The organism is Rickettsia canadensis str. McKiel (genome assembly GCF_000014345.1).
In the GTDB taxonomy this organism is placed as follows: Bacteria; Pseudomonadota; Alphaproteobacteria; order Rickettsiales; family Rickettsiaceae; genus Rickettsia; species Rickettsia canadensis.
Window position 1 is genome coordinate 1,092,947 of the sequence record NC_009879.1, and the last position, 21,445, is coordinate 1,114,391.

Here is a 21,445-nt window from a genome sequence, read left to right on the forward strand (position 1 = left end):
TTAGTAAAAACGATATTAGATAATAATTTTACAATTTTTACCTAAATTCGATAAAAAATAGTTTTAAGTGATATTCCTGACTTTGCATCCCACGATCTTGTAGCGGGATCGAACTTAAAATACTAATATAATACTAGTATTTTAAATTATTCTTTTGGATAACGTGGTCAAGCCACGGTATGACACTAGGTTATTACTTAAAACTATTAATATTTCTTGTTCAATTATATATCAAATCTTATACTTGCTGTTAAGTTATGGCTTTGATAACGCATTCCACCGATTTGTACCTTTTGACCTTGGTAAACTACATTTTTACTTTTTGCTTTACCGTCGTTTATCCAGCTATAAGCTAGTTCTACTTTGACATCATCAGCAATTTGTGCAGAAGTACCTAAAGTTAGCTTGTAAGAGATATTAGTTCTGTTTTTAGTTGTAGATGCAAGACCGGTTATCCCGTTATATGTAATTTTCTCTTTAACTAATGCAGGACCAACACCGGCACCGGCAAAAACATCAAATATATTAAAATTAGTTAAATCTACATAGCCGTTAATAAGTAAACGTGTAATAGTAGGTTTATAGCTTACTGAAACATTAGTACCAGAAAAAGGTACATTAGTCGCAGTTCCAGATTTCTTTAACTTTCCACCAATTATAGTACCTAAAGTTAAATCAGTTCTAAAATTTTTGGAAAAATAATAACCGATACCTAAATCAACGGAAACAGTCATATTAGATTTTAATTTAACACTAGTTGCCTCATCTTTTTCTTTATTAAACATTGCTGCACCGGCACCTATTCTTAAATACCACTCATTATCCATGCCATCAGCAAATGATAGGGTAGAAGATAACATTGTTGCACTTGTAGCAGCTATTAAAAGTAACTTTTTCATGATTAACACCTCAAATTAATTAAACATTATCTCAATAGCATATAACATATTATATTTTTTAGTGCTATATTTAATCGGCAATTAGACTCATAGAAAAAGCTTTTATTAAGTTTTGTGACAAAATAAACACATATATTCCCCACTTGAACAATTGACTAAGTCATCCTACAAGAACTATGGTCTCACGTTAATTAATATACGCTCCATTCCTCACTCTGTGGATTCCTTACTCTTTTTCAAGTTGAACTTCATATAACTAACTATTCATTTTACTTTGGAGTATACTTCAGTACACATGTATTTATTAAACTTATCTTTCTCATCTTTAAATTTATCGGCATCAGTTAAAGCAGGCCTTTTTTTGGTAATATTTTTCCATCCCTTATTCTCTATAAAGTCTTTTGCACGTTCTACCCATTCTATTAACTCCGGTGATTCAGGTTTGATGGCATCTATAGGACAATCAGGAATACACACGCCGCAATCTATACATTCATCGGGGTTAATGACTAGCATTAATTCACCTTCATAGAAGCAGTCTACAGGACATACTTCAACGCAATCGGTATATTTACATTTTACACATTCATCGGTTACAACATAAGTCATTTTATTATCGATTCTTAATTTTATAAATTAATACAGAAGTACGCATAGTGAGTATTAATAAAAAATATAGCACAAAACTTATAAACATAATAATTAAGGGTTTTAACATTGAAGAATGAATAGTAGGAGAACCAAGCCTTAAAACACTAGCTGGCTGATGCAGGCTATACCAAATATTTACCGAGAATTTTACTATCGGTATGTTAATCAAACCGATAAGAGCAATAATCGAAGCAGGATTTTGTGTCTTTCTTATATTATCCGCACTATTCACTATTATAATATAGCTTAAATATAATAAAAATAATATAAGCATAGAGGTAAGTCTTGCATCCCAAACCCACCATGTTCCCCATATAGGCTTTCCCCATAAAGAGCCTGTTACTAAACTAATCAAAGTAAAATTAGCGCCAATGTAACTAGAAGCTACAGCTAACAAATAGCTAATAGTAGTTTTCCATACTAAATAACTAAAGCTGCATGCTGCCATAAAAATATAAATACCAAGGGCCATCCAAGAAGCAGGTACATGAACATACATAATGCGTACAAACGCACCTTGTTGATAATCTACCGGCGAAACTATGAGAGCTAAATAAAGACCTATAACCATTATTACGAAAGTAGATATAGTTAATATAGGTATTATAACCTTTGATAATTTATTAAAATAATATGGGGTTAATATTAACATATTTTATACTCTCAATGTCATTCCTAGTTAAAAGCAATGCTGTTATACGACTATATATGTCATTCGCACTTACGCTGGAATGACATTTGGGCTATTTTTCGCGCCATGCAACAATCTCCCACTTTCACTGGAATGACATCATTTGAGTTACGTAACAATGCTCTACCATGATTAGGAATAGTAGTTCTTATTTTTTTAAAAAACTCTTTCATTAATAGTCCCGAATCTTCGGCAAGAATTCCACTATATATTTCTGGTCTATGAAAACAAGCACTACTGTTAAAATATCGCAAATTACTTTCAACAGCCCCATGTTTAGGATCAGATACTCCATAAAACAAACGTTTCAACCTGCTATGGCTAATCGCTGCCGCACACATAGCACAAGGCTCTAAAGTAACATAAATATCATAATCATTTAAATTCTTACAAGATATAATGTTACATGCTTCATTAATAGTAATGATTTCAGCATGATAAAGAGCATTGTTTTTTTCTTCGGTATTATTATAACTACTAGCAATAATTTTCTGGTTTAATCTATCTACAATCACTGCTCCAACCGGAACTTCATTTTTATCAAAAGCAATCCTAGCTTGTTTTAAAGCTTGCTGCATGAAAAAGTTATTAAAACTAGTTTCTTTATCTAACAATAGATTCACGATAATTTACATGTTCTTCAAGTCCATGAGGATCTTGGTGAATAATTATTTCAGCTTCCGGAAATTCCTGTAATATTTCAAAAGCAATTTCATCACTAATTTTATGAGCATTATAAAGCGACATATTGCCGTCTATTTCCAAATGGCACTGGATAAAAGCTTTTTGACCAGCATATCTAGTTTTCATTTCGTGCATACCTTGCACACCTAAATGGTTATTAATTATCGAGATAATTTTTTGCCTATCTTGTTCAGGTAATTCATGATCTACTAAATTTTTAAATGCCTTTCTAAATAAAGAATAAGAAGCGTAAAATATATATAATGCAATAACCACACCAAATAATGAATCAACAAACCAAAAATGATCGCTTAAATTTATAGAGATAATTACTATAACATTAGTTAGTAAGTCTGTGAAATAATGAAGCTTATCAGCTTTTACTATCTCCGATCCTGTTTTTTTAATTACATAAGTTTGATAAAGTACTAAAATAATTGTTAAGAATATACATACATACATTACTTTAGTACCGTCGCTAATATTCTCTGGTTTTGTTTTTTCAAATAAAGATTTAAGTGAAGAAAAACCTATAAAAAAAGCTGAAGCAAAGAAAAATATCGATTGAGAAAAAATTGTTAAATCCTGCATTTTTTCATGCCCGAATCGATGATGATGATCAGGTGGTTGCAAAGCAAATCTTACAGCTATTAAATTAATAAAAGAGGATATTATATCAAGCATCGAGTCAATTAAAGAAGCAAGTATTGATTGTGAATCGGTAACAATCCAAGCATATAATTTTATACTTAAAATAATTAATGCCATAGTAACAGATAAATAAGATGCTGATTTTATTAATCGACTACAGCTATTAGTATCCATGACAAATCTTTCCAATTTACTTTTGTTAGTTTAACAAAGAAAATATAAAATTCAATGAGTTTTATACTTTACAAAATTCTAAAAACCATATACTTAATTAAATAATATATTAATTAAAGAGGATTTAATATGAAACTATTATCTAAAATTATGATTATAGCTCTTGTAGCTTTTATGTTACAAGCATGTACCGGTTCAGGCGGTATGAATAAGCAAGGTAGCGGTACGCTAATTGGCGGTACGGCAGGTGCGTTACTGGGTTCCCAGTTCGGTAAGGGTAAAGGACAGCTTATTGGAGTAGGTGCTGGAGCATTACTAGGTGCTATCCTTGGTAATCAAATTGGTGCAGGCATGGACGAGCAGGATAGAAGACTTGCAGAACTCACCTCGCAAAGAGCGTTAGAAACAACACCTAGCGGTACTAGCATAGAATGGCGTAATCCAGATAACGGTAATTACGGTTATGTAACACCTAGCAAAACTTATAAAAATAGCACTGGTCAATATTGCCGTGAGTACACTCAAACAGTTGTAATAGGTGGAAAACAGCAAAAAGCATACGGTAATGCATGTCGCCAACCTGATGGACAATGGCAAGTTGTAAATTGATAAGTAGTGCTATGTTATTCCCGTGAAAGCAGGAATTCAGAAAAAATTTAAAAAAGACTGGAACCCACTACAAGTTCGTGGGATGATACAAAAAACTGGATTCCAGCTTTCGCGGGAATAACATACACAACACTCATAGAGAGTAAATAATTATGACTTTTATAATAACAAGTATGGCACTTAAACATAATAACCATATTCCTGATAAATTCACTTGTAAAGGACAAAATGTTTCACCGCATTTAGAGTCGAATAATGCTCCTTCAGATACTAAAGCTTTTACACTTATCATGGATGATCTGGATGCACCGGTAGAAATAGCACCGCCGCACGATAAGGATCATTGGATAATATATACTGCTTTTATTAGTGAGCCTTCAGAAGGACAAATAGATAGCAATATTAAAATTTTAAATAATAGCTGGAAAGAAAAAAAATACGGTAGTTCTTGTCCGCCTACCGGTAAACCTCATCGTTATTTTTGCAAACTATACACTCTAAATGATTATCTTGAACTTGATGAGAATGCTAGCAAACAAGATTTAGTATTAGCTTTGCTAAAACAATTTACTTACCGATGCAGAACTAATAGGAATTTATTCCATAGATAAATAAATGGAAAAACCTATAATAGAGTTTCGTAACGTATCTAAAAAATTCGGTAATAAATTGCCGATAAATAACGTTAGTTTCACTGTCAGAAAAAATAACATTACTACTTTAATCGGACCTAACGGTGCAGGTAAAACTACCATAGTACGATTAATGCTTGGACTTGAAAAACCGACAAGTGGTGAGATCATAATAAATCCCAAATTAAAAATTGGATATGTACCGCAGAAGTTTGGGCTAAGCCCTGATTTACCTATCACAGTGAAAAAATTTTTAGATCTATTAGCACCAAATAACTTCAATAACAATATTAAAGAAATTAACTCGTTTATTGATTTAGAACATATAAAAGATCAAGAAATTTCTAAGCTCTCAGGAGGGCAGTTTCAGAAAGTGGTTCTTGCATGTTCAATAGTTAATAATCCCGACTTAATTATTTTAGATGAACCGTTGCAGTCTTTAGACGTAACGAGTCAACAAGAATTTTACTGGCTTATTAATATGATACGTAAAAAGATAAATATTACGGTTTTTATGATCTCGCACGATTTATTTACTGTAATAAAAAACTCTGATCAAGTGATATGCTTAAACAGTCACATATGCTGCAGCGGAATACCAAACAAAATAACTCCTAACTCTGAATTTTCAAATGCACTTTCTTCTCTAGGATTCTATACTCACTACCACGATCATAGGCATTAGACTTATTTCAAATATTGCTTTAAATATCTACCGGTATGACTATCGATGCATGTAGCAATGTCCGCAGGAGTACCGCATACAACTATCTTACCGCCTTTGTCACCACCTTCAGGACCGACATCAATAATATAATCTGCTGTTTTTATAACATCTAGATTATGCTCGATAACTAAAACGGTATTGCCCATATCAACAAGTTTATGTAACACTTTCAATAATTTATTAATATCGTCGATATGCAATCCTGTAGTCGGTTCATCAAGTATATAAAGCGTTTTACCGGTTGAACGTCTTGATAATTCTTTAGCAAGCTTAACACGCTGTGCCTCACCGCCTGACAGAGTAGTAGCAGATTGACCGATTTTAATATAGCCAAGTCCGACCTCATTTAAGGTAATTAGTTTTTCGTAGATTAACGGGATTTTTGCAAAAAATTGCATCGCATCTTCTACCGTCATCATTAATATATCGGCAATTGATTTACCTTTATATCTTATTTCAAGCGTTTCTCTATTATATCTGTGACCATTACAAATATCACATTTTACATATACGTCAGGTAAAAAATGCATCTCTATTTTAATTAGCCCGTCACCTTGACATGCTTCGCATCTACCACCTTTAACGTTAAACGAAAATCTACCTACTTTATATCCTCTCGCTTTTGATTCAGGTAATTCTACAAACCAATCTCTAATATGAGTAAATGCACCTGTATAAGTCGCAGGATTTGAACGAGGAGTTCTACCTATTGGAGATTGATTAATATCGATAATTTTATCAATATATTCAAGCCCTTTCAACTCTCTATATTTTCCAGGCAATACTTTACTAGTTGGTTCTAAATGCTTTAAAGCTGCTTTATATAGAGTATGAATCATCAAGCTTGATTTACCGCTTCCCGATACTCCTGTTATAGCAGTAAACGTACCAAGTGGAATTTTGATATCAACATTATCTAAATTATTAGAAACCGCTCCAAGTAGTTCGATGGCCCTATTATCATGCCCTAATCGTGTTTCAGAAGGTACTTTAATTGTTTGACGACCGCTTAGATACCTACCTGTAATACTTGCTTCAAAATTCTTTATTTCTTCAGCATTCCCTTCCGCAATAACACGTCCACCGTGAATACCGGCTCCTGGTCCTATATCAATAATATGATCTGCTTCATACATTGTTTCTTCATCATGCTCAACTACCAAAACGGTATTACCTATATCTCTAAGCCTTTTTAGTGTCTCAATTAATCTTGTATTATCTCGTTGATGAAGACCGATAGACGGCTCATCAAGTACATATAAAACACCGCTAAGTCCTGAACCTATTTGAGATGCAAGACGAATACGTTGACTTTCCCCTCCTGATAAAGTACCTGCTTCTCGCGATAACGTTAGATAATCAAGCCCGACATTCATAAGAAATTTTAATCTCTCGGTAATTTCTTTAAGTATACGCTCGGCAATAAATAATTGCTTTTTATTTAATTTTTCTTCTAAGTTACTAAACCATTTTTGCAAGGCTGCAATACTCATACCTGCTACTTCGCCTATATGAAGATTTGCTATTTTAACGCATAATGCTTCGTCTTTTAATCTATATCCGTTACAAGCAGTACATTTATGTTCTGACTTAAACTTAGCAAGTTCTTCTTTAATTAAAACTGATTCTATAGTACGATCCTTTTCTTGTAAACTTGGTATTATACCAGCAAAAGGTTGTTTTATTATTTGTGTTTTAGAACCATCGTGAAACTCAAATTTTATTGTTTCTTCTCCCGAACCTTCAAATAAAATGTCCTTAACATTTTGTGATAAACTGACAAAAGGTACTTCAATAGAAAATTTATAATGATCGGCAAGAGCCTTTAATGTCTCTAGGATAAATTTAGACGATGTACTACCCCAAGGTACTATTGCACCGTCTTTAATAGATATTCTGTGATCTGGAACAATCAAGTCTCTATCAAAAAAAAATTCCTTACCTATGCCTTCACATTTAGGGCATGCTCCAAAAGGGCTATTAAAAGAAAAGATTCGAGGTTCTATTTCAGTAAGCTGAAAACCAGATACCGGACAAGAATATTTCTCGGAAAAAGTAATACGCTGATTTTTTTCAAACTCGGTCTTAACTGCTGGCGGCAATTCTACAATTTCTAAATAAGTAATACCATCGGCAAGTTTTAAGGAACTCTCTAAGCTATCTGCAAGCCTATTACCTAAATTTTCGTCTAGAACTATTCTATCAACGATTACTTCTATATTATGTTTCTTATTTTTATCAAGTTTCGGTAAATCATCAATTTCACAAACTTCCTCGTTAACTATTAATTTCTGAAAACCTTGCTTTTTCAGATTCATAATTTCACGCTTGAACTCACCCTTATATCCTCTAACAATAGGAGCGAGCAAATATATTTTCGTACCTTTAGGTAATTCATTAATTATATCTACCATCTCTGAAACTGTTTGGCTATGTATAGGAAGACCCGTTGCTGGAGAGTAAGGAATACCCACCCTTGCATATAATAACCTAAGATAATCGTAAATTTCCGTTATAGTTCCGACCGTAGAACGTGGATTTTTAGAAGTAGTTTTTTGGTCAATTGCAATAGCAGGTGATAATCCGGAAATAGATTCCACATTCGGTTTATTTTGTAAATGTAAGAATTGCCTTGCATATGAAGATAAACTTTCAACATATCGCCTTTGTCCTTCTGCATAAATAGTATCAAACGCTAAAGAAGACTTGCCTGAACCGCTAAGGCCGGTGATAACAACAAATTTATTCCTTGGAATATCAACATTTATATTTTTTAGATTATGCTCTTTAGCACCGCGTACCTTAATATATTCTTGGTTCATAATCACTGCACTACAAAATTTTTTGAGAATTTTTAAAAAAACCTATAGTATTATAGGCTCTTTTATTTTATTATTGCAATAATAATATTTTAAAATAGGTAGTAATCTATGGCAGGTAGTTTAAATAAAGTAATATTAATAGGTAATGTAGGGCGTGATCCTGAAATTAGAACTACGGGAGAAGGAAAAAAAATCATTAATCTTTCCTTAGCAACAACCGAAACTTGGAAAGATCGCGTCACCGGTGAACGAAAAGAACGAACTGAATGGCATAGAGTAGTGATCTTTAGTGAAGGGTTAGTATCTGTTGTAGAACGCTATGTTACAAAAGGTAGTAAATTATATATTGAAGGTTCATTACAAACACGTAAGTGGAATGATAATTCAGGTCAAGAAAAATATACTACGGAAGTTGTGTTACAAAACTTTAATGCACAATTAATATTATTAGATAGTAAAAACTCTAATAATCATACTCAAGATTCAGGACATAACGAATATAAATATCCTGAAACTAAAAATCATTCCTTTGATCATAGTGACTTAGACGACGAAATACCGTTTTAATCAAAATCGTCATGAAAAATTTTATTTGGGCAATAATATTTTTAATACCAATATTGCTTTTAGGGTGTTCTACTACTCATGATGTAGCTAGTAGGGTAAAGCATTCACAAGATATAGCAACTCAAAATAATTTTCAGATGCAGCTAGTAAACGGAGGTGATTTTACTCTTACGACTTATCAGCGTATTACCAACCGTAACTTACCTTTTGTATTCTATATTGAAGGGGATGGGCATATTGCAGATGGATCCACTAATTCTGATAATCCTACTCCTATTAATCCGATGCTCTTGAAGCTTGCTACAATCGACAAAAGACCGAATGTCGTTTATATAGCAAGACCTTGTCAATATACGCCTTTAGAAATAAACCCAAAATGCATTAGTGATTATTGGTTAGATAAAAGAATGGGGCAAGAAGTCGTAGATTCAATTAACAATGTCATAAATATTATTAATAACGGACAAAAATTTAGCTTAGTCGGTTTTTCAGGTGGTGGTGGACTTACAATATTGATTGCTAGTCAAAATAGTAATGTGAAAGATATTATAACGATTGCCGGTAATTTAGATACTAAAAAGTTTGATAAATATCATAATGATCGTGGTTACTTGGTTAAATCATTAAACCCAATAAATTATGCAAAGCAGGTTAATAATATCCCGCAATTACATCTTGCCGGCATGGATGACAAAAGAGTTCCGCCTTTCATAACAGAACTTTACGTAAAAACAAGCAGCTCACCGTGTGTAAAAAAGCAAACTTTTCCTAATATTTCTCACGCAAAAGGTTGGGATAAAGTTTGGTCTAATATATTAGATATTCCTCTGATTTGTGATAATTATTATTTGAATTCAGAATAATCATCACAGCGAAAAGAAACAGATGTTGTTGCATGGTTCTAAAAAGCGTTCTATGTCATTCGTAGCTAAAAGCGGGAATCTATTCGCTAAAAAGTATAAATATAATGACATAGAAGCGCTAGGCTACTACAAACTATGCTTTTTAGGCAATATCTCATACAAGGCGAAATCTCGACTTTTATATGAAACAGTATAAGTTTTTTACAATTTAATTTTTTATACAAAAATTATGCTAGGCTACGAAAAAGAACAAAGAAGCTTAACTAAAAGAGCAGAAATAAGTTGTAGGGTTGTTATCTGTAGGAACCTTATTGGAATATTTTGATCTTATGCTGTATGTCATATATGTCTGTACTTCTTAATGAGTTTTTTTCCAAAAGCTGATACTTATGCTACTGCTCTTTACTCTAGCAGCTTTATGTGCTACTTTTACCTTTAGACCTTTAGGGGCAGTCGTTTTTAGATATTTAGGCAACACATATGGGCGTAGTTATAATAATAACTATGATATTGCTACTTCGTATATAGTAATAGCATTACTTCCTATTTAAAATGGAATTGGTATACTAATAATAGTATGTAGAATTGTTTAGGAGGAAAAATAATAGGAACAGAAGTTTATTTAGCCGAGTTTTACTAAACACCCAATACAATATCCTATTGTAGCCTTAGATACGGTTTTCACTACTGTAGAACTTTTGCAGCTTTAGGGATTGCTAAATTGTGACTTCTTATGGCTTGAATTGGCGTTATACATTTGGTATTGGGTACCATTATTGCTGTTGTAGGAGAACATTATCGAGAACCGCATGATGAAAAACTCCTGAATTTGCTAATGCAAAGTTTAAAAGCTAATAGAGATTAATAAGTATTAGAAAATAATCCTATTTGGAAAGAAAAATTAGTTATTTTTCATTTTAGCAACTATAATCCTAGTATATTGGTTTGTACAGTTACAAACTTATCAAAAAATGAAAAATGGTGCACCCTAAAGGATTCGAACCTCTGACCCACAGATTAGAAATCTGTTGCTCTATCCAGCTGAGCTAAGGGTGCTGAACATTTACGGTAACTTTATATCAGTTTAAGCAAAATTTTTCAAGGATTCTTTTTTTAGAAATAATAAGCAAATGTGATAAAAAATATTCATGGATAAGTTCTACAACTACAATTCTTCTTCAAATCAGGCTTTACTTAATCTTAAAGTAAAGCCTGATTCTAAACAGAATCTAATTAGCGATTTTGTAATTATTAACAATCTTCCGTATCTAAAATTATTTATAAAAACTGCACCTGAGCAAGGTAAAGCTAATGAAGAAATTATAAATTACCTAGCAAAAGCATGGAAATTATCACGCAGTAATATCGAAATTATTAAAGGTCATACCCATAGCTTAAAAACGATCTTGATAAAAAATATTGATGAAGACTATTTAAATTCGATTATTAATTCCTATATTAAGTAAGAAAATGTTGTAGTTAGACTTTCGATATCATTCCCGCATAGGCGAATCCAGGAAAACAACATTAATATTGGTACAAAATTACACCTAACGGAAATGATATTAAGAGTATTTACCAAGCTATACAACAAAGCTTAAATTTCCTTAAAATGAGGGAAAAATAATTTATAAATTGGTTTAATATGACACAAGAAAAGAAAAAGTTTGATGCCGAGGTTGGCAAGATTTTAAATTTAATGATTCATTCTCTTTATAGTAATAAAGAAATTTTTATGAGAGAGTTAATTTCCAATGCTTCAGATGCTTGCGATAAACTACGTTATTTATCTCAAAGTAATAATACATTAGTAGCAGGAGATAGTAACTTTAAAATTACTGTTAAAATTGATAAGAATAACGGACAAATTATTATTCGTGATAATGGTATAGGCATGAATAAAGAGGATTTAATCGAGAACCTTGGTACCATTGCAAGATCAGGGACAGCAAATTTCCTTAAAAACTTATCTGGTGATTCTAAAAAAGATAATATGCTAATCGGTCAATTTGGCGTTGGGTTTTATTCAAGCTTTATGGTAGCCGATAAAGTGACTGTAACTTCAAGAAAAGCAGGAGAAGATAAAGTCTATGTTTGGGAATCAGATGGACTTGGTGAATATATTGTCTCAAATTCAGGTAAAGAATTCACAAGAGGTACAGCAATCGTTTTAAATATCAAAAAGGAAGAAGATAATTTCCTTGATCATTTCAGGTTAAAGCATATTGTTAAAAGCTATTCCGATCACATAGCAGTACCAATATATTTCTTTGATGAGAACGGCAACAGTGAAATACAATTAAATTCTGCATCTGCATTATGGACAAGACCAAAATTAGAAATTACGGAAGAACAATATAAAGAATTTTATAAAAGCTTATCTTACACCATAGATGATCCGTGGATTACTCTGCATAATAAAAACGAGGGTGCTATAGAATTTACTAACCTACTTTTCATTCCCTCAAGTAAAACATTTGATTTATTCCATCCTGATCGTAAAAGGCGAGTAAAATTATATATCAAAAGAGTATTTATTTCTGATGAGAATATTGATTTAATTCCGTCATATTTAAGATTTTTACGAGGTGTGGTTGATTCAGAAGATTTACCGCTAAATATTAGCCGTGAATCCCTACAGCATAATAGCATACTTGACAAAATCAAAAATGCTATTACAAAAAGAGTGCTTGCTGAACTTAAGAAAAAGAAAGAAGAATCACCTGAAGATTATAATAAGTTCTGGTCTAATTTCGGCGGTGCTTTAAAAGAAGGATTATGTGAGTCTACTACCGATCATGAAAAATTATTAGAGGTATGTATATTCAGAAGTGCCTTGCATAATAAAATGATCAGCCTTGACGAATATATAGCGAATTTTAAAGAAGGGCAAAATACTATATATTACTTAAGCGGTGATAATCCCGATAAATTACTTTCAAGCCCGCAAATTGAAGGATTGTTGAGTAAAAATATTGATGTATTACTTTTCACCGATACTGTTGATGATTTTTGGGTAAATGTTAATAGCGAATATAAAGGGCATGCTATTAAATCTGCTACTAGAAGTGATATCGATGTAGAACAAACTACTTCATCGTCTGAGGAAAAAAATACAGATAGTAAAAAATCCGATGATGAATATAAATTGCTAACCGATTATTTTAAAGAGACACTAGGGGATTTAGTTAAGGATGTTAAGATATCCAAAAAACTTACTTCAAGCCCTGCTTGTCTTGCAGTAAGCGAATCTGCTATGGATATTCGTATGGAGAGGTTTTTAATAGAGCAAAAGCAAATAGCTAATGCCTCCGCTAAAAATTTAGAGCTAAATCCTAAAAATAAAATTATAGAGAAAATCTTTAACGACTTAAAAGCAAATAATAAAAATAATAAAGAGCTAGTTAATCTAATATTTGATCAAGCCTGTATTTTAGAGGGCGAACCTGTCGCTGATACTGGTGCGTTTTCAAAAAGATTAAACGATATTGTACAAAAAGCCATATTATCACTTTAAACTTCTTAAATTTTAATGTAAAATGCTTGCAAATGTAAAATCCGTTGTCACCCCGCAACTTGATCACAGGATCTAGTAGCAATAATAATATTTTTTATTGTTTTTATATATACCGTGTTCAAGTCATGGTATGACACACAGTGTGTTTTACAATTCATGTAAAAAATTTCTAACAAACCATATAGTTCTAATGTTTTATTACGATACTATATTTAGCAAATATATAGATAAGATCAAAAGCGAGGGAAGATATCGAGAATTTAAAGCTTTAAAAAGACAAGCAGATAATTTTCCTTTTGCAGAACATGAAGATAAACAAATAGTCATGTGGTGCATTAATGACTATTTGGGTATGAGTAAACATACAAAAGTAATGCAAGCTTCTATAGATGCTTTACTGAAATACGGTTTTGGATCAGGCGGAACACGTAATATTGGCGGTAATCATACTGCCATTCTTGAACTTGAAAAAGAGCTTGCAAGTTTACACAATAAAGAAGCAGCTTTAGTTTTTACATCCGGTTTTGTTGCAAATGATACAACACTTGGAAGCCTTGCTAAAATCATACCGGATATAGTATTTTTCTCCGATGAGCTAAATCATGCATCAATAATTGCAGGAATTACAAGTTCAAGAGCCGAGAAATATATATATACTCATTTAGACGTTAAGCATTTAGAAGAGCTTCTGCAATCAGTCGATATTAATAGGCCGAAAATTATTGTTTTTGAATCAGTTTACTCTATGGATGGGTTCTTCTCACCTATCAAAGATATAATTAACTTAGCAAAAAAATATAACGCTTTAACCTTTATCGACGAAGTTCATACGGTTGGTTTATACGGTAAGCATGGCGGGGGCATTACAGAACTTTTTAATTATAGTAATCAAATCGATATTATTCAAGGTACACTTGCCAAAGCCTATGGCACTATCGGAGGTTATATCACAAGCAATCATAATTTAGTCGATGCTATAAGACTAACTGCCTCAGGATTTATTTTTACTACTTCACTTCCACCAGTAATTTCTACCGCTGCAACACATAGTATTAGACATCTTAAAGAATCGAATGAAGAGCGAATAAAATATCAAGAAGTAGTTGCAAAACTTAAAAACTCTTTTGAACGTTTTAGTATACCTTATTTGAAAAATGAGAGTCATATAGTACCGATAATTATCGGCGATCCGATCAAAGCAGCTAAAGCCTCAAATATGTTACTTAATAAATATGGCATTTATGTTCAACATATAAATTTTCCAACTGTACCACGTGGTACAGAACGCTTAAGGATCATTGCAACCCCTGCCCATACCGATGAAATGATCAATGATTTATCTGTAGCTTTAGTCAAGGTATTTGCCGAGCTTGGTATATAATTGTTGTCTACAAAAGAACTTAACAAAAAAGTAAGTTTGAATCTTATTACTTAATAAGCTTGTATTCTCTATTCCTGTAAAATAAAAATTTGTGATACAAATATCAACTTGGAAAAGAGTAATCGGTCTGTAAGCCAAGGAGCGGAGCGTATAATAAATGTTCAGCATTCCAGGACTTACAAAGACATTGTCACCAATTTTTCAAGTTCATCGAGTATATAAAAACTATTGCATATTTAAGCTCTTTGATTTATTTTGATTAGTAAACTATAATAGAATTAATGGACTATATAAAATGGGAATTACCGTATTAAAAAATGAAGGATTGGATTTTCATGCAAAAATCTCTACTCCTTTAAGTGAGATAGATGACGATATGCAAAAAGAATTGCTTGATTTAACCAAAAAAGTTAAAATAGCAGGTTTTAGAGCTGGTAAAGTACCAGTTTCAATTGTTAAGAAAAAATATGGTACTTCCATCAGGAATGATATAATAGAAAGAAGAATTAACCATTGGGTAAATCACGTTATTAAAGAGCATAATCTAAATATAATTGGTAGACCCAAAATTGAAGAATTACAAAATGAACCCGATAAAGCTTTAGAATTTACCGTAAAAATAGAGATATTACCTAAAATTACTATTCCAGATTTAAAGAAAATCTCACTAGATCGTCCAAAATTAGAAGTAAAACCTAAAGATGTTGAAGAACAACTAGAAAAGCTTGCTACATTAACAAAAAGTTATACCAAAGAAAGTAAAGTAACAATAAAGGATGGAGATCAGGTTACTATTGATGCAATTGGGTATATTAAAGATAAAACTTTTGACGGTGGTAAATTAAATGATTTAAAGGTAGTAATAGGTAGTAATACACTTATTCCCGGTTTTGAGAAGCAATTAATAGGTTCTAAAACAGGTAGTGAAATAGATGTTAATGTTACTTTTCCTGAAAATTACCATGCTAAAGATTTAGCAGGTAAAGATGCTCGTTTTGTAGTACAAATTAAAGCAGTACATACTTCAGAACCTACACTTATTGATGACGAATTTGCTAAAAAATTCCAAAGTAATAACCTTGAAGAATTGCGTACACATTTTGCTAAACAAATAGAGAATGAGTCGGAAGAAGCTATTAATACTATAATGAAAATGAACTTATTTGATAAGTTAGAAAAATTGTTAGATTTTGATGTACCGGAATCTTTATTAGAGCAAGAAAAAAATATTTTAAAGTCAGAGACTGATAAAGATGAATCATTATTAAAAGATAAATCCTCTAAAGAAATAACAGAATATTATAATAAATTAGCATTACGCCGTGTGCGCATAGGTTTATTACTTGCTGAATATGCAAAATCTAAAAATTTGCAATTGGAACCTGATGATTTTAAAAAAGTTATTATACAACAAGCACGTAATTTTCCAGGGCAGGAAAATATGATTTTTGATTTTTATAAAAATAATCCTAAAGCAATTGAGGCACTTAAAGGCACTGCTTTAGAAGATAAAGTTGTACAATATATCTTTAATAACGAAATAAAGCTTAAAGAAAAGAAATATACTAAGGAAGAACTAGAGAAATATCTAGAAGAAGAAGAGCAACGTATTACTTTGATTTAAAGTTTGCCAATCGTCTCATTGCGTGCAACTATATGGTTTGTTGCATAGATCGATTTTTTTATTGTCATCCCCTCGAGCTTGTAGCGAGACCTAGGTTAAAATACTAAAATTACTGGTATTTTTTATTGTTTTTTGGATCCCGTGGTCAAGTCACGGTATGACACCATGTACATTTTTCGATCCACACAACAATACCTCCTCGCTAGGTAATATTACTCCTGATTTTTTATAACCTCTAAAGCAAGTTTGACTATTTTATTTACTCCGATATTAGTATAGGTAGAGATAGGAAAAACTTCTTTATTAGTAACTTTCCGCAACTTATTTATTTTGTCCTGTATTTCCTCATCGGTCAGAACATCACATTTATTAAGACATATGATTTCGATTTTGTTTTTTAGATAATCGGAATATGATTCAAGTTCAAAACGTACTGTATTATAATCTGCAACTACATCATTACTAGAGCCGTCTATTAAATGTATTAATACACGACATCTCTCTATATGTTTTAAGAATTTATCACCAAGACCATGACCTTGATGAGCTCCCTCAATTAAGCCTGGAATATCAGCTATAACAAACTCTTCGTCATCAACATATACCACTCCAAGATTTGGTACTAAAGTAGTAAATGGATAATCGGCAATTTTAGGCTTAGCAGCAGTGACAACTGATAAAAAAGTAGATTTACCAGCATTTGGAAGACCCACAAATCCAACATCAGAGAGAAGTTTTAAGCTTAAATGAATCCACATTTCTTTGGCAACCTCTCCTTCTGTACGCTTCCTAGGAGCTTGATTAACCGATGTTTTAAAATGGCTATTACCAAGACCGCCGCTTCCTCCTTTAATTATTTCAAAGCTTTGATCATCCTCAATAAAGTCATACAATAATATATTACCATCTTCTGAAAAGATTTGTGTACCAATTGGAACATCAAGAACTAACGGTTTTCCTGATTTGCCGCTTCTATTTGAACCTTGACCATTTTTGCCGTTTTCAGCGGTAAAATGCTGTTTATATCGATAATTTACTAGCGTATTAAGATGGTGATTACTTCTAAAAATAACACTACCGCCATGCCCTCCGTCACCTCCGTCCGGTCCTCCTCGGTCAATAAATTTTTCACGATGGAAACTAACGCAACCATTACCGCCGTTTCCACCTTTTATATATATTTTAACTTCATCAATAAAATTCATTTTATTTTCTTGTTATTCGTATAAATTTTTATTATGTCCAATATACATTTAATGTAAAATTACTTACTTCATTGTTATCATCTTCTAAAGGATCAACAGGAGTTAATTTATCTAATGGTATTCATCCTTTATATTTATCGCTGATAAACTCAAATATAACAGTCAATAGTTTTGGCTTCTATACACAATATAGCCAAGCGGTACTTCTTTACCTTTTGGTAAAATTTAATCTTCTATGATTTCATAAAATTCTAGTTTTTAAAATACGCTTTTACTTTGTTAGATAAGTTTTATTTCTCAATAGTAGAATGAATAGGTTTTAAATTTTTACAAGTCATTTTCTCTCTCGAATACCCTTATACTCTCTATGTACATAACCGGTATAAAGCTGTCTCGGTCTACTGATTTTTTGTTCAGGGTCTTCGTGCATTTCTTTCCACTGTGCCATCCAGCCTACGGTTCTTGCTATTGCAAAAAGCACTGTGAACATTTGTGACGGTATACCCATAGCTTTATAGATAATACCCGAATAAAAATCAACATTTGGATATAATTTTCTCTCAATAAAATATTCATCTTTAAGAGCAATAGCTTCAAGTTCTATTGCTATTTGTAAGAGAGGATTGTTTTCTAGCTGTCCGAGTTCCTTTAATACTTCGTTACAAGTTTCTTTAAGTACTGCAGCACGTGGGTCATAGTTTTTATAGACACGATGACCGAAGCCCATTAACCTAAATGGGTCATCTTTATCTTTAGCTTTAGCTATATATTTAGGGATATTCTCAGAACTACCAATTTCTTTAAGCATATTTATTACCGCTTCATTAGCCCCGCCGTGAGCAGGGCCCCAAAGTGAGGCAATACCTGTACTAATACAAGCAAAAGGATTAGCTCCGGATGAGCCAGCAATTCTTACTGTTGAGGTAGAAGCATTCTGCTCATGGTCGGCATGCAGAATAAATATCTTATTAAGAGCATTTTTTATTACCGGATTTACTTCATATTTCATACAAGGCGTTGCAAACATCATGTGTAAGAAATTTTCGGTAAAATCTAAGGAATTATCAGGGTAAATAAAAGGTTGTCCTATAGAATATTTATAAGACATTGCAGCCATAGTCGGTATCTTAGCAATCATTCTAATAGCGGTAAGTTCGTAGTCTGCTTCCTTAAAATTCAATAAATCAGGATAAAATGCTGATAGAGAACCGACAGCCGCAAGCATAATAGCCATAGGATGAGAAGAGCTACAAAATGTTTGAAACAGATAATGTAGTCGTTCATTCACTAATGAATGAACAGCGACTTTTTTAGTAAAATTATTATACTGCTCACTACTTGGTAATTCTCCGTAAATCAATAAATATGCTACCTCTAAAAAATCACTTTTTTCGGCTAAATCCTTAATATCATATCCTCGATATCGTAGGATTCCTTTATCACCGTCTATGTAGGTTATTGTAGATCTACAAGAAGCAGTAGACATAAAGCCAGGGTCGTAAGTAAAGCAATCAGCTTCCGAAGAGACCCTACTTATATCAATTACATCCTCACCTATACTTGCTTTAAGTATAGGTAATTTAAATATTTTTCCTCTGATTTTTAATTCGACAAATTCTGAATCATTATTATTTTCATTGGTCATATATGCTATACCTTATTTTATACATCAGTAAGTATAACCATACTTTAAGGAAATTAGAAATAAATTATGATCTATGAGGATTTAAAATTTTTTATATTGTAATTTTAAACGTACAACTTTATTTGTTAAATCTTCACGTCTTCCCATACTTAGATTAACAGCTAATTTACAAAAAGCTTGCTCGAAATATTCTATTACCTTTTTTCAGCTAACCTATATATTAAAGTCAAATATCTTTGATGACGTTATAAATGATAAGATTTCTAAGAAGCTTTTAGATTTTACACATCTTGTTGAGCTTGCAAGGTTAATGAAAAATTATAATTAGACATTAGAGTTTAACTGCTCTTTGCAAAAATTTTTAATATTTTGTAAAGCTTTCTTTCCAGGAATTAATTTAGCTTCAGCAGCTTGGTCTAATAAACCAACTTGAATTTCTTGATTAAACCACTTTTCATAGTTTGCAAACTGAGTGTTTTGAGAAAAATTTTCAGATTTAACCATTAAACGCAAGTGTTACTCTTATGACTTCGCGTAAAGAATGGTAAAAGTCACTTTCTACCTATTTATTTATTTACATATTTTTCAAGTTCAGAGGTTAAAGAAATATTTATATATTACCTTAAAAATAACAATAATTGATATTAGCATAACATTATTATTTATTATGTTACTATAAGAAAGTTTAGACAATCTTTTTATATAATTTATAACTATAAACTAACACTTAATAAATTTATTTAAAGCTTTTCTAACTATTCCATTTATAACCATGTTACATAGCATAATAAAAGCTCCATCTTTATGCAATTGAGGCTATAAAACTATCTTTAAACGGTTTATCGGAAGTTTTACCAACTATTGCAATCTTTTAAGTAACTATCTATAATGAAATGATTTTATTAAAGTTTTAGCATCAAATGCTTAGTAAGTTAATGCTACTTTACCAAAAAATCATTCTTCTAACATATTAAAATGCACTACTAAATAACCTTTATAAATCATAAAATCGGTTTTTACCATATTAGTCCCTATTTTTTCATTATCATGTGCCGTGACTTGATCATGGCATTTAGTTTAAAATGCCAAAACGATGCATACTTTTTAGTTGTATTTTTGGATACCTCAGGTACAAGCCACGGTATGATCTAGAACACGTTTTTCAATCCACCTAACAATGCTTCTAGCTAACTAGACATAATATTCTGAACGTTTACACACTACTACTTCTAATTTCAAAAAATATATTTACTAATACAAAACAATTAAAATTAGTTGCTTAAAACATGAGATTTTAAAATCAATTAAGAATGAGTTTATTATTTACTAAATACTCCTTAATCTTTAGTAAATCATACCATGAGGTACGTTTTTGCATAGGGTGGCGTAGTAGATAGGCAGGGTGGAAGATTGTAGTAGTTTGAATGGGTGAAGATAAATATTTATTGGTATAAAAATAATATTCTTGTCTAATTTTAGTAATACCCGAATTTTTTCCAAGTAAGCTAGTTGCAGCCGTACTACCGACTAAGATAATTAATTTGGGATTAATGAGGGCAATATGCTTCTCAACAAATGGTCTACAAATATCGACTTCTTCGAGTGTAGGTTGTCTATTAGCAGGAGGACGCCAAAATACTGTATTAGTAATATAAGCGTTATTTTTCCGTGAAATTCCGATACTATGTAGCATATTATCAAGTAAATTACCGCTTTCACCGCAAAAAGGTATACCTTTTAAATCTTCAGTACTTCCTGGAGCTTCACCTATTAACATAACTTGAGCTTTCTGATTACCGTCACCAAAAACGGTATTAGTAGAAAATTTCTTAAGTTTACAGCCATTAAAATTTAGTAGAGATTCTCTTAGTTCTTCTATATTATTAACTTTGTCGGCAAGAGATCTTGCTAAACTAATATTAGTATGCATTTTATCGGTATCTACTTCAAGAATTTTATCAATTGTTTTACGTGGCATAGGATTAATTTGATTGTTTTCTTGAGGTTTATCAAAATTTAATTTTTGTGGCTGTGTAGAGCAGTAATATTCAACACCGATTGCACTTAACCATTTAAGCGTATTATTCATTATCTTAAAATAAA

Annotated in this window: 20 protein-coding genes and 1 tRNA gene; 10 read left to right on the plus strand and 11 right to left on the minus strand. The window is 31.8% G+C overall.

Annotated elements, in window-relative coordinates; translation table 11 throughout:
* Nucleotides 1-224 precede the first annotated feature (224 nt).
* From A1E_RS04740 to A1E_RS04760, 5 genes are all read right to left on the minus strand, one after another.
* Nucleotides 225-899, minus strand: a complete 675-nt coding sequence (locus tag A1E_RS04740; RefSeq protein ID WP_012149175.1) for a porin family protein — start codon at nt 897-899, stop codon at nt 225-227.
* A 264-nt stretch (nt 900-1,163) separates the two neighbouring features.
* Entirely contained in the window at nt 1,164-1,508 is a 345-nt protein-coding gene (fdxA, locus tag A1E_RS04745) for a ferredoxin FdxA (RefSeq protein ID WP_012149176.1), read from the minus strand.
* A 4-nt stretch (nt 1,509-1,512) separates the two neighbouring features.
* Nucleotides 1,513-2,202 carry a heme ABC transporter permease gene (locus A1E_RS04750; RefSeq protein ID WP_012149177.1) on the minus strand — a complete coding sequence of 230 codons (690 nt, stop codon included), beginning with the start codon at nt 2,200-2,202 and terminating at the stop codon, nt 1,513-1,515.
* 59 nt (nt 2,203-2,261) lie between these two features.
* On the minus strand, nt 2,262-2,864 hold the full coding sequence (locus A1E_RS04755; RefSeq protein ID WP_012149178.1) for a nucleoside deaminase: 603 nt from the start codon (nt 2,862-2,864) through the stop codon (nt 2,262-2,264).
* The gene (locus A1E_RS04760) at nt 2,845-3,750 is read right to left on the minus strand and encodes a cation diffusion facilitator family transporter (protein ID WP_012149179.1); all 906 of its coding nucleotides are present in this window, start codon (nt 3,748-3,750) and stop codon (nt 2,845-2,847) included. The genes A1E_RS04755 and A1E_RS04760 overlap by 20 nt, the downstream gene beginning before the upstream one ends.
* A gap of 129 nt (nt 3,751-3,879) precedes the next feature.
* Between A1E_RS04760 and A1E_RS04765 the strand changes: the two genes are divergently transcribed.
* The 3 genes from A1E_RS04765 to A1E_RS04775 all read left to right on the plus strand — a co-directional run bounded on the left by A1E_RS04765 (nt 3,880) and on the right by A1E_RS04775 (nt 5,676).
* The gene (locus tag A1E_RS04765; RefSeq protein WP_012149180.1) at nt 3,880-4,359 is read left to right on the plus strand and encodes an RT0821/Lpp0805 family surface protein; all 480 of its coding nucleotides are present in this window, start codon (nt 3,880-3,882) and stop codon (nt 4,357-4,359) included.
* Between the two features lie 152 nt (nt 4,360-4,511).
* Nucleotides 4,512-4,970 carry a YbhB/YbcL family Raf kinase inhibitor-like protein gene (locus A1E_RS04770; RefSeq protein ID WP_012149181.1) on the plus strand — a complete coding sequence of 153 codons (459 nt, stop codon included), beginning with the start codon at nt 4,512-4,514 and terminating at the stop codon, nt 4,968-4,970.
* A gap of 4 nt (nt 4,971-4,974) precedes the next feature.
* On the plus strand, nt 4,975-5,676 hold the full coding sequence (locus A1E_RS04775) for an ATP-binding cassette domain-containing protein (RefSeq protein WP_012149182.1): 702 nt from the start codon (nt 4,975-4,977) through the stop codon (nt 5,674-5,676).
* Nucleotides 5,677-5,678: 2 nt separating this feature from the next.
* On the opposite strand, the gene uvrA is transcribed toward A1E_RS04775, so the two are convergent.
* Nucleotides 5,679-8,540, minus strand: coding sequence for an excinuclease ABC subunit UvrA (gene uvrA / locus A1E_RS04780; protein WP_012149183.1), 2,862 nt, complete (start codon nt 8,538-8,540; stop codon nt 5,679-5,681).
* Nucleotides 8,541-8,648: 108 nt separating this feature from the next.
* On the opposite strand from uvrA, the gene A1E_RS04785 reads away from it, so the two are divergent.
* The 3 genes from A1E_RS04785 to A1E_RS06655 all read left to right on the plus strand — a co-directional run bounded on the left by A1E_RS04785 (nt 8,649) and on the right by A1E_RS06655 (nt 10,521).
* Nucleotides 8,649-9,107 carry a single-stranded DNA-binding protein gene (locus tag A1E_RS04785; RefSeq protein WP_012149184.1) on the plus strand — a complete coding sequence of 153 codons (459 nt, stop codon included), beginning with the start codon at nt 8,649-8,651 and terminating at the stop codon, nt 9,105-9,107.
* Between the two features lie 11 nt (nt 9,108-9,118).
* Nucleotides 9,119-9,970: an alpha/beta hydrolase family protein gene (locus A1E_RS04790; protein WP_012149185.1), complete on the plus strand. Its 852-nt coding sequence runs from the start codon at nt 9,119-9,121 to the stop codon at nt 9,968-9,970.
* A gap of 389 nt (nt 9,971-10,359) precedes the next feature.
* On the plus strand, nt 10,360-10,521 hold the full coding sequence (locus A1E_RS06655) for a hypothetical protein (RefSeq protein WP_012149186.1): 162 nt from the start codon (nt 10,360-10,362) through the stop codon (nt 10,519-10,521).
* 428 nt (nt 10,522-10,949) lie between these two features.
* Here A1E_RS06655 and A1E_RS04795 read toward each other — a convergent pair.
* Nucleotides 10,950-11,026 (minus strand) — tRNA-Arg (locus tag A1E_RS04795).
* Nucleotides 11,027-11,118: 92 nt separating this feature from the next.
* Between A1E_RS04795 and A1E_RS04800 the strand changes: the two genes are divergently transcribed.
* The 4 genes from A1E_RS04800 (at nt 11,119) to tig (ending at nt 16,492) form a co-directional block, all read left to right on the plus strand.
* A complete protein-coding gene (locus A1E_RS04800) occupies nt 11,119-11,436 on the plus strand; it encodes an A1G_07140 family DUF167 domain protein (protein ID WP_012149187.1) in 318 nt (105 codons plus the stop codon).
* A gap of 179 nt (nt 11,437-11,615) precedes the next feature.
* Nucleotides 11,616-13,487 carry a molecular chaperone HtpG gene (gene htpG / locus A1E_RS04805; protein ID WP_012149188.1) on the plus strand — a complete coding sequence of 624 codons (1,872 nt, stop codon included), beginning with the start codon at nt 11,616-11,618 and terminating at the stop codon, nt 13,485-13,487.
* 190 nt (nt 13,488-13,677) lie between these two features.
* Nucleotides 13,678-14,868 carry a 5-aminolevulinate synthase gene (hemA, locus tag A1E_RS04810; protein WP_012149189.1) on the plus strand — a complete coding sequence of 397 codons (1,191 nt, stop codon included), beginning with the start codon at nt 13,678-13,680 and terminating at the stop codon, nt 14,866-14,868.
* 295 nt (nt 14,869-15,163) lie between these two features.
* Nucleotides 15,164-16,492, plus strand: a complete 1,329-nt coding sequence (gene tig, locus A1E_RS04815; RefSeq protein ID WP_012149190.1) for a trigger factor — start codon at nt 15,164-15,166, stop codon at nt 16,490-16,492.
* Nucleotides 16,493-16,704: 212 nt separating this feature from the next.
* Here tig and obgE read toward each other — a convergent pair whose 3' ends face one another.
* The 4 genes from obgE to A1E_RS04835 all read right to left on the minus strand — a co-directional run bounded on the left by obgE (nt 16,705) and on the right by A1E_RS04835 (nt 21,431).
* Nucleotides 16,705-17,697 carry a GTPase ObgE gene (gene obgE / locus A1E_RS04820; RefSeq protein ID WP_012149191.1) on the minus strand — a complete coding sequence of 331 codons (993 nt, stop codon included), beginning with the start codon at nt 17,695-17,697 and terminating at the stop codon, nt 16,705-16,707.
* Between the two features lie 334 nt (nt 17,698-18,031).
* Nucleotides 18,032-19,342, minus strand: a complete 1,311-nt coding sequence (locus A1E_RS04825) for a citrate synthase (protein WP_012149192.1) — start codon at nt 19,340-19,342, stop codon at nt 18,032-18,034.
* Between the two features lie 324 nt (nt 19,343-19,666).
* Nucleotides 19,667-19,846 (minus strand): hypothetical protein, encoded by a 180-nt coding sequence (locus A1E_RS04830; protein ID WP_012149193.1) that lies wholly within the window; start codon nt 19,844-19,846, stop codon nt 19,667-19,669.
* Nucleotides 19,847-20,642: 796 nt separating this feature from the next.
* Entirely contained in the window at nt 20,643-21,431 is a 789-nt protein-coding gene (locus A1E_RS04835; RefSeq protein WP_012149195.1) for a uracil-DNA glycosylase, read from the minus strand.
* Between the last annotated feature and the right edge of the window lie 14 nt (nt 21,432-21,445).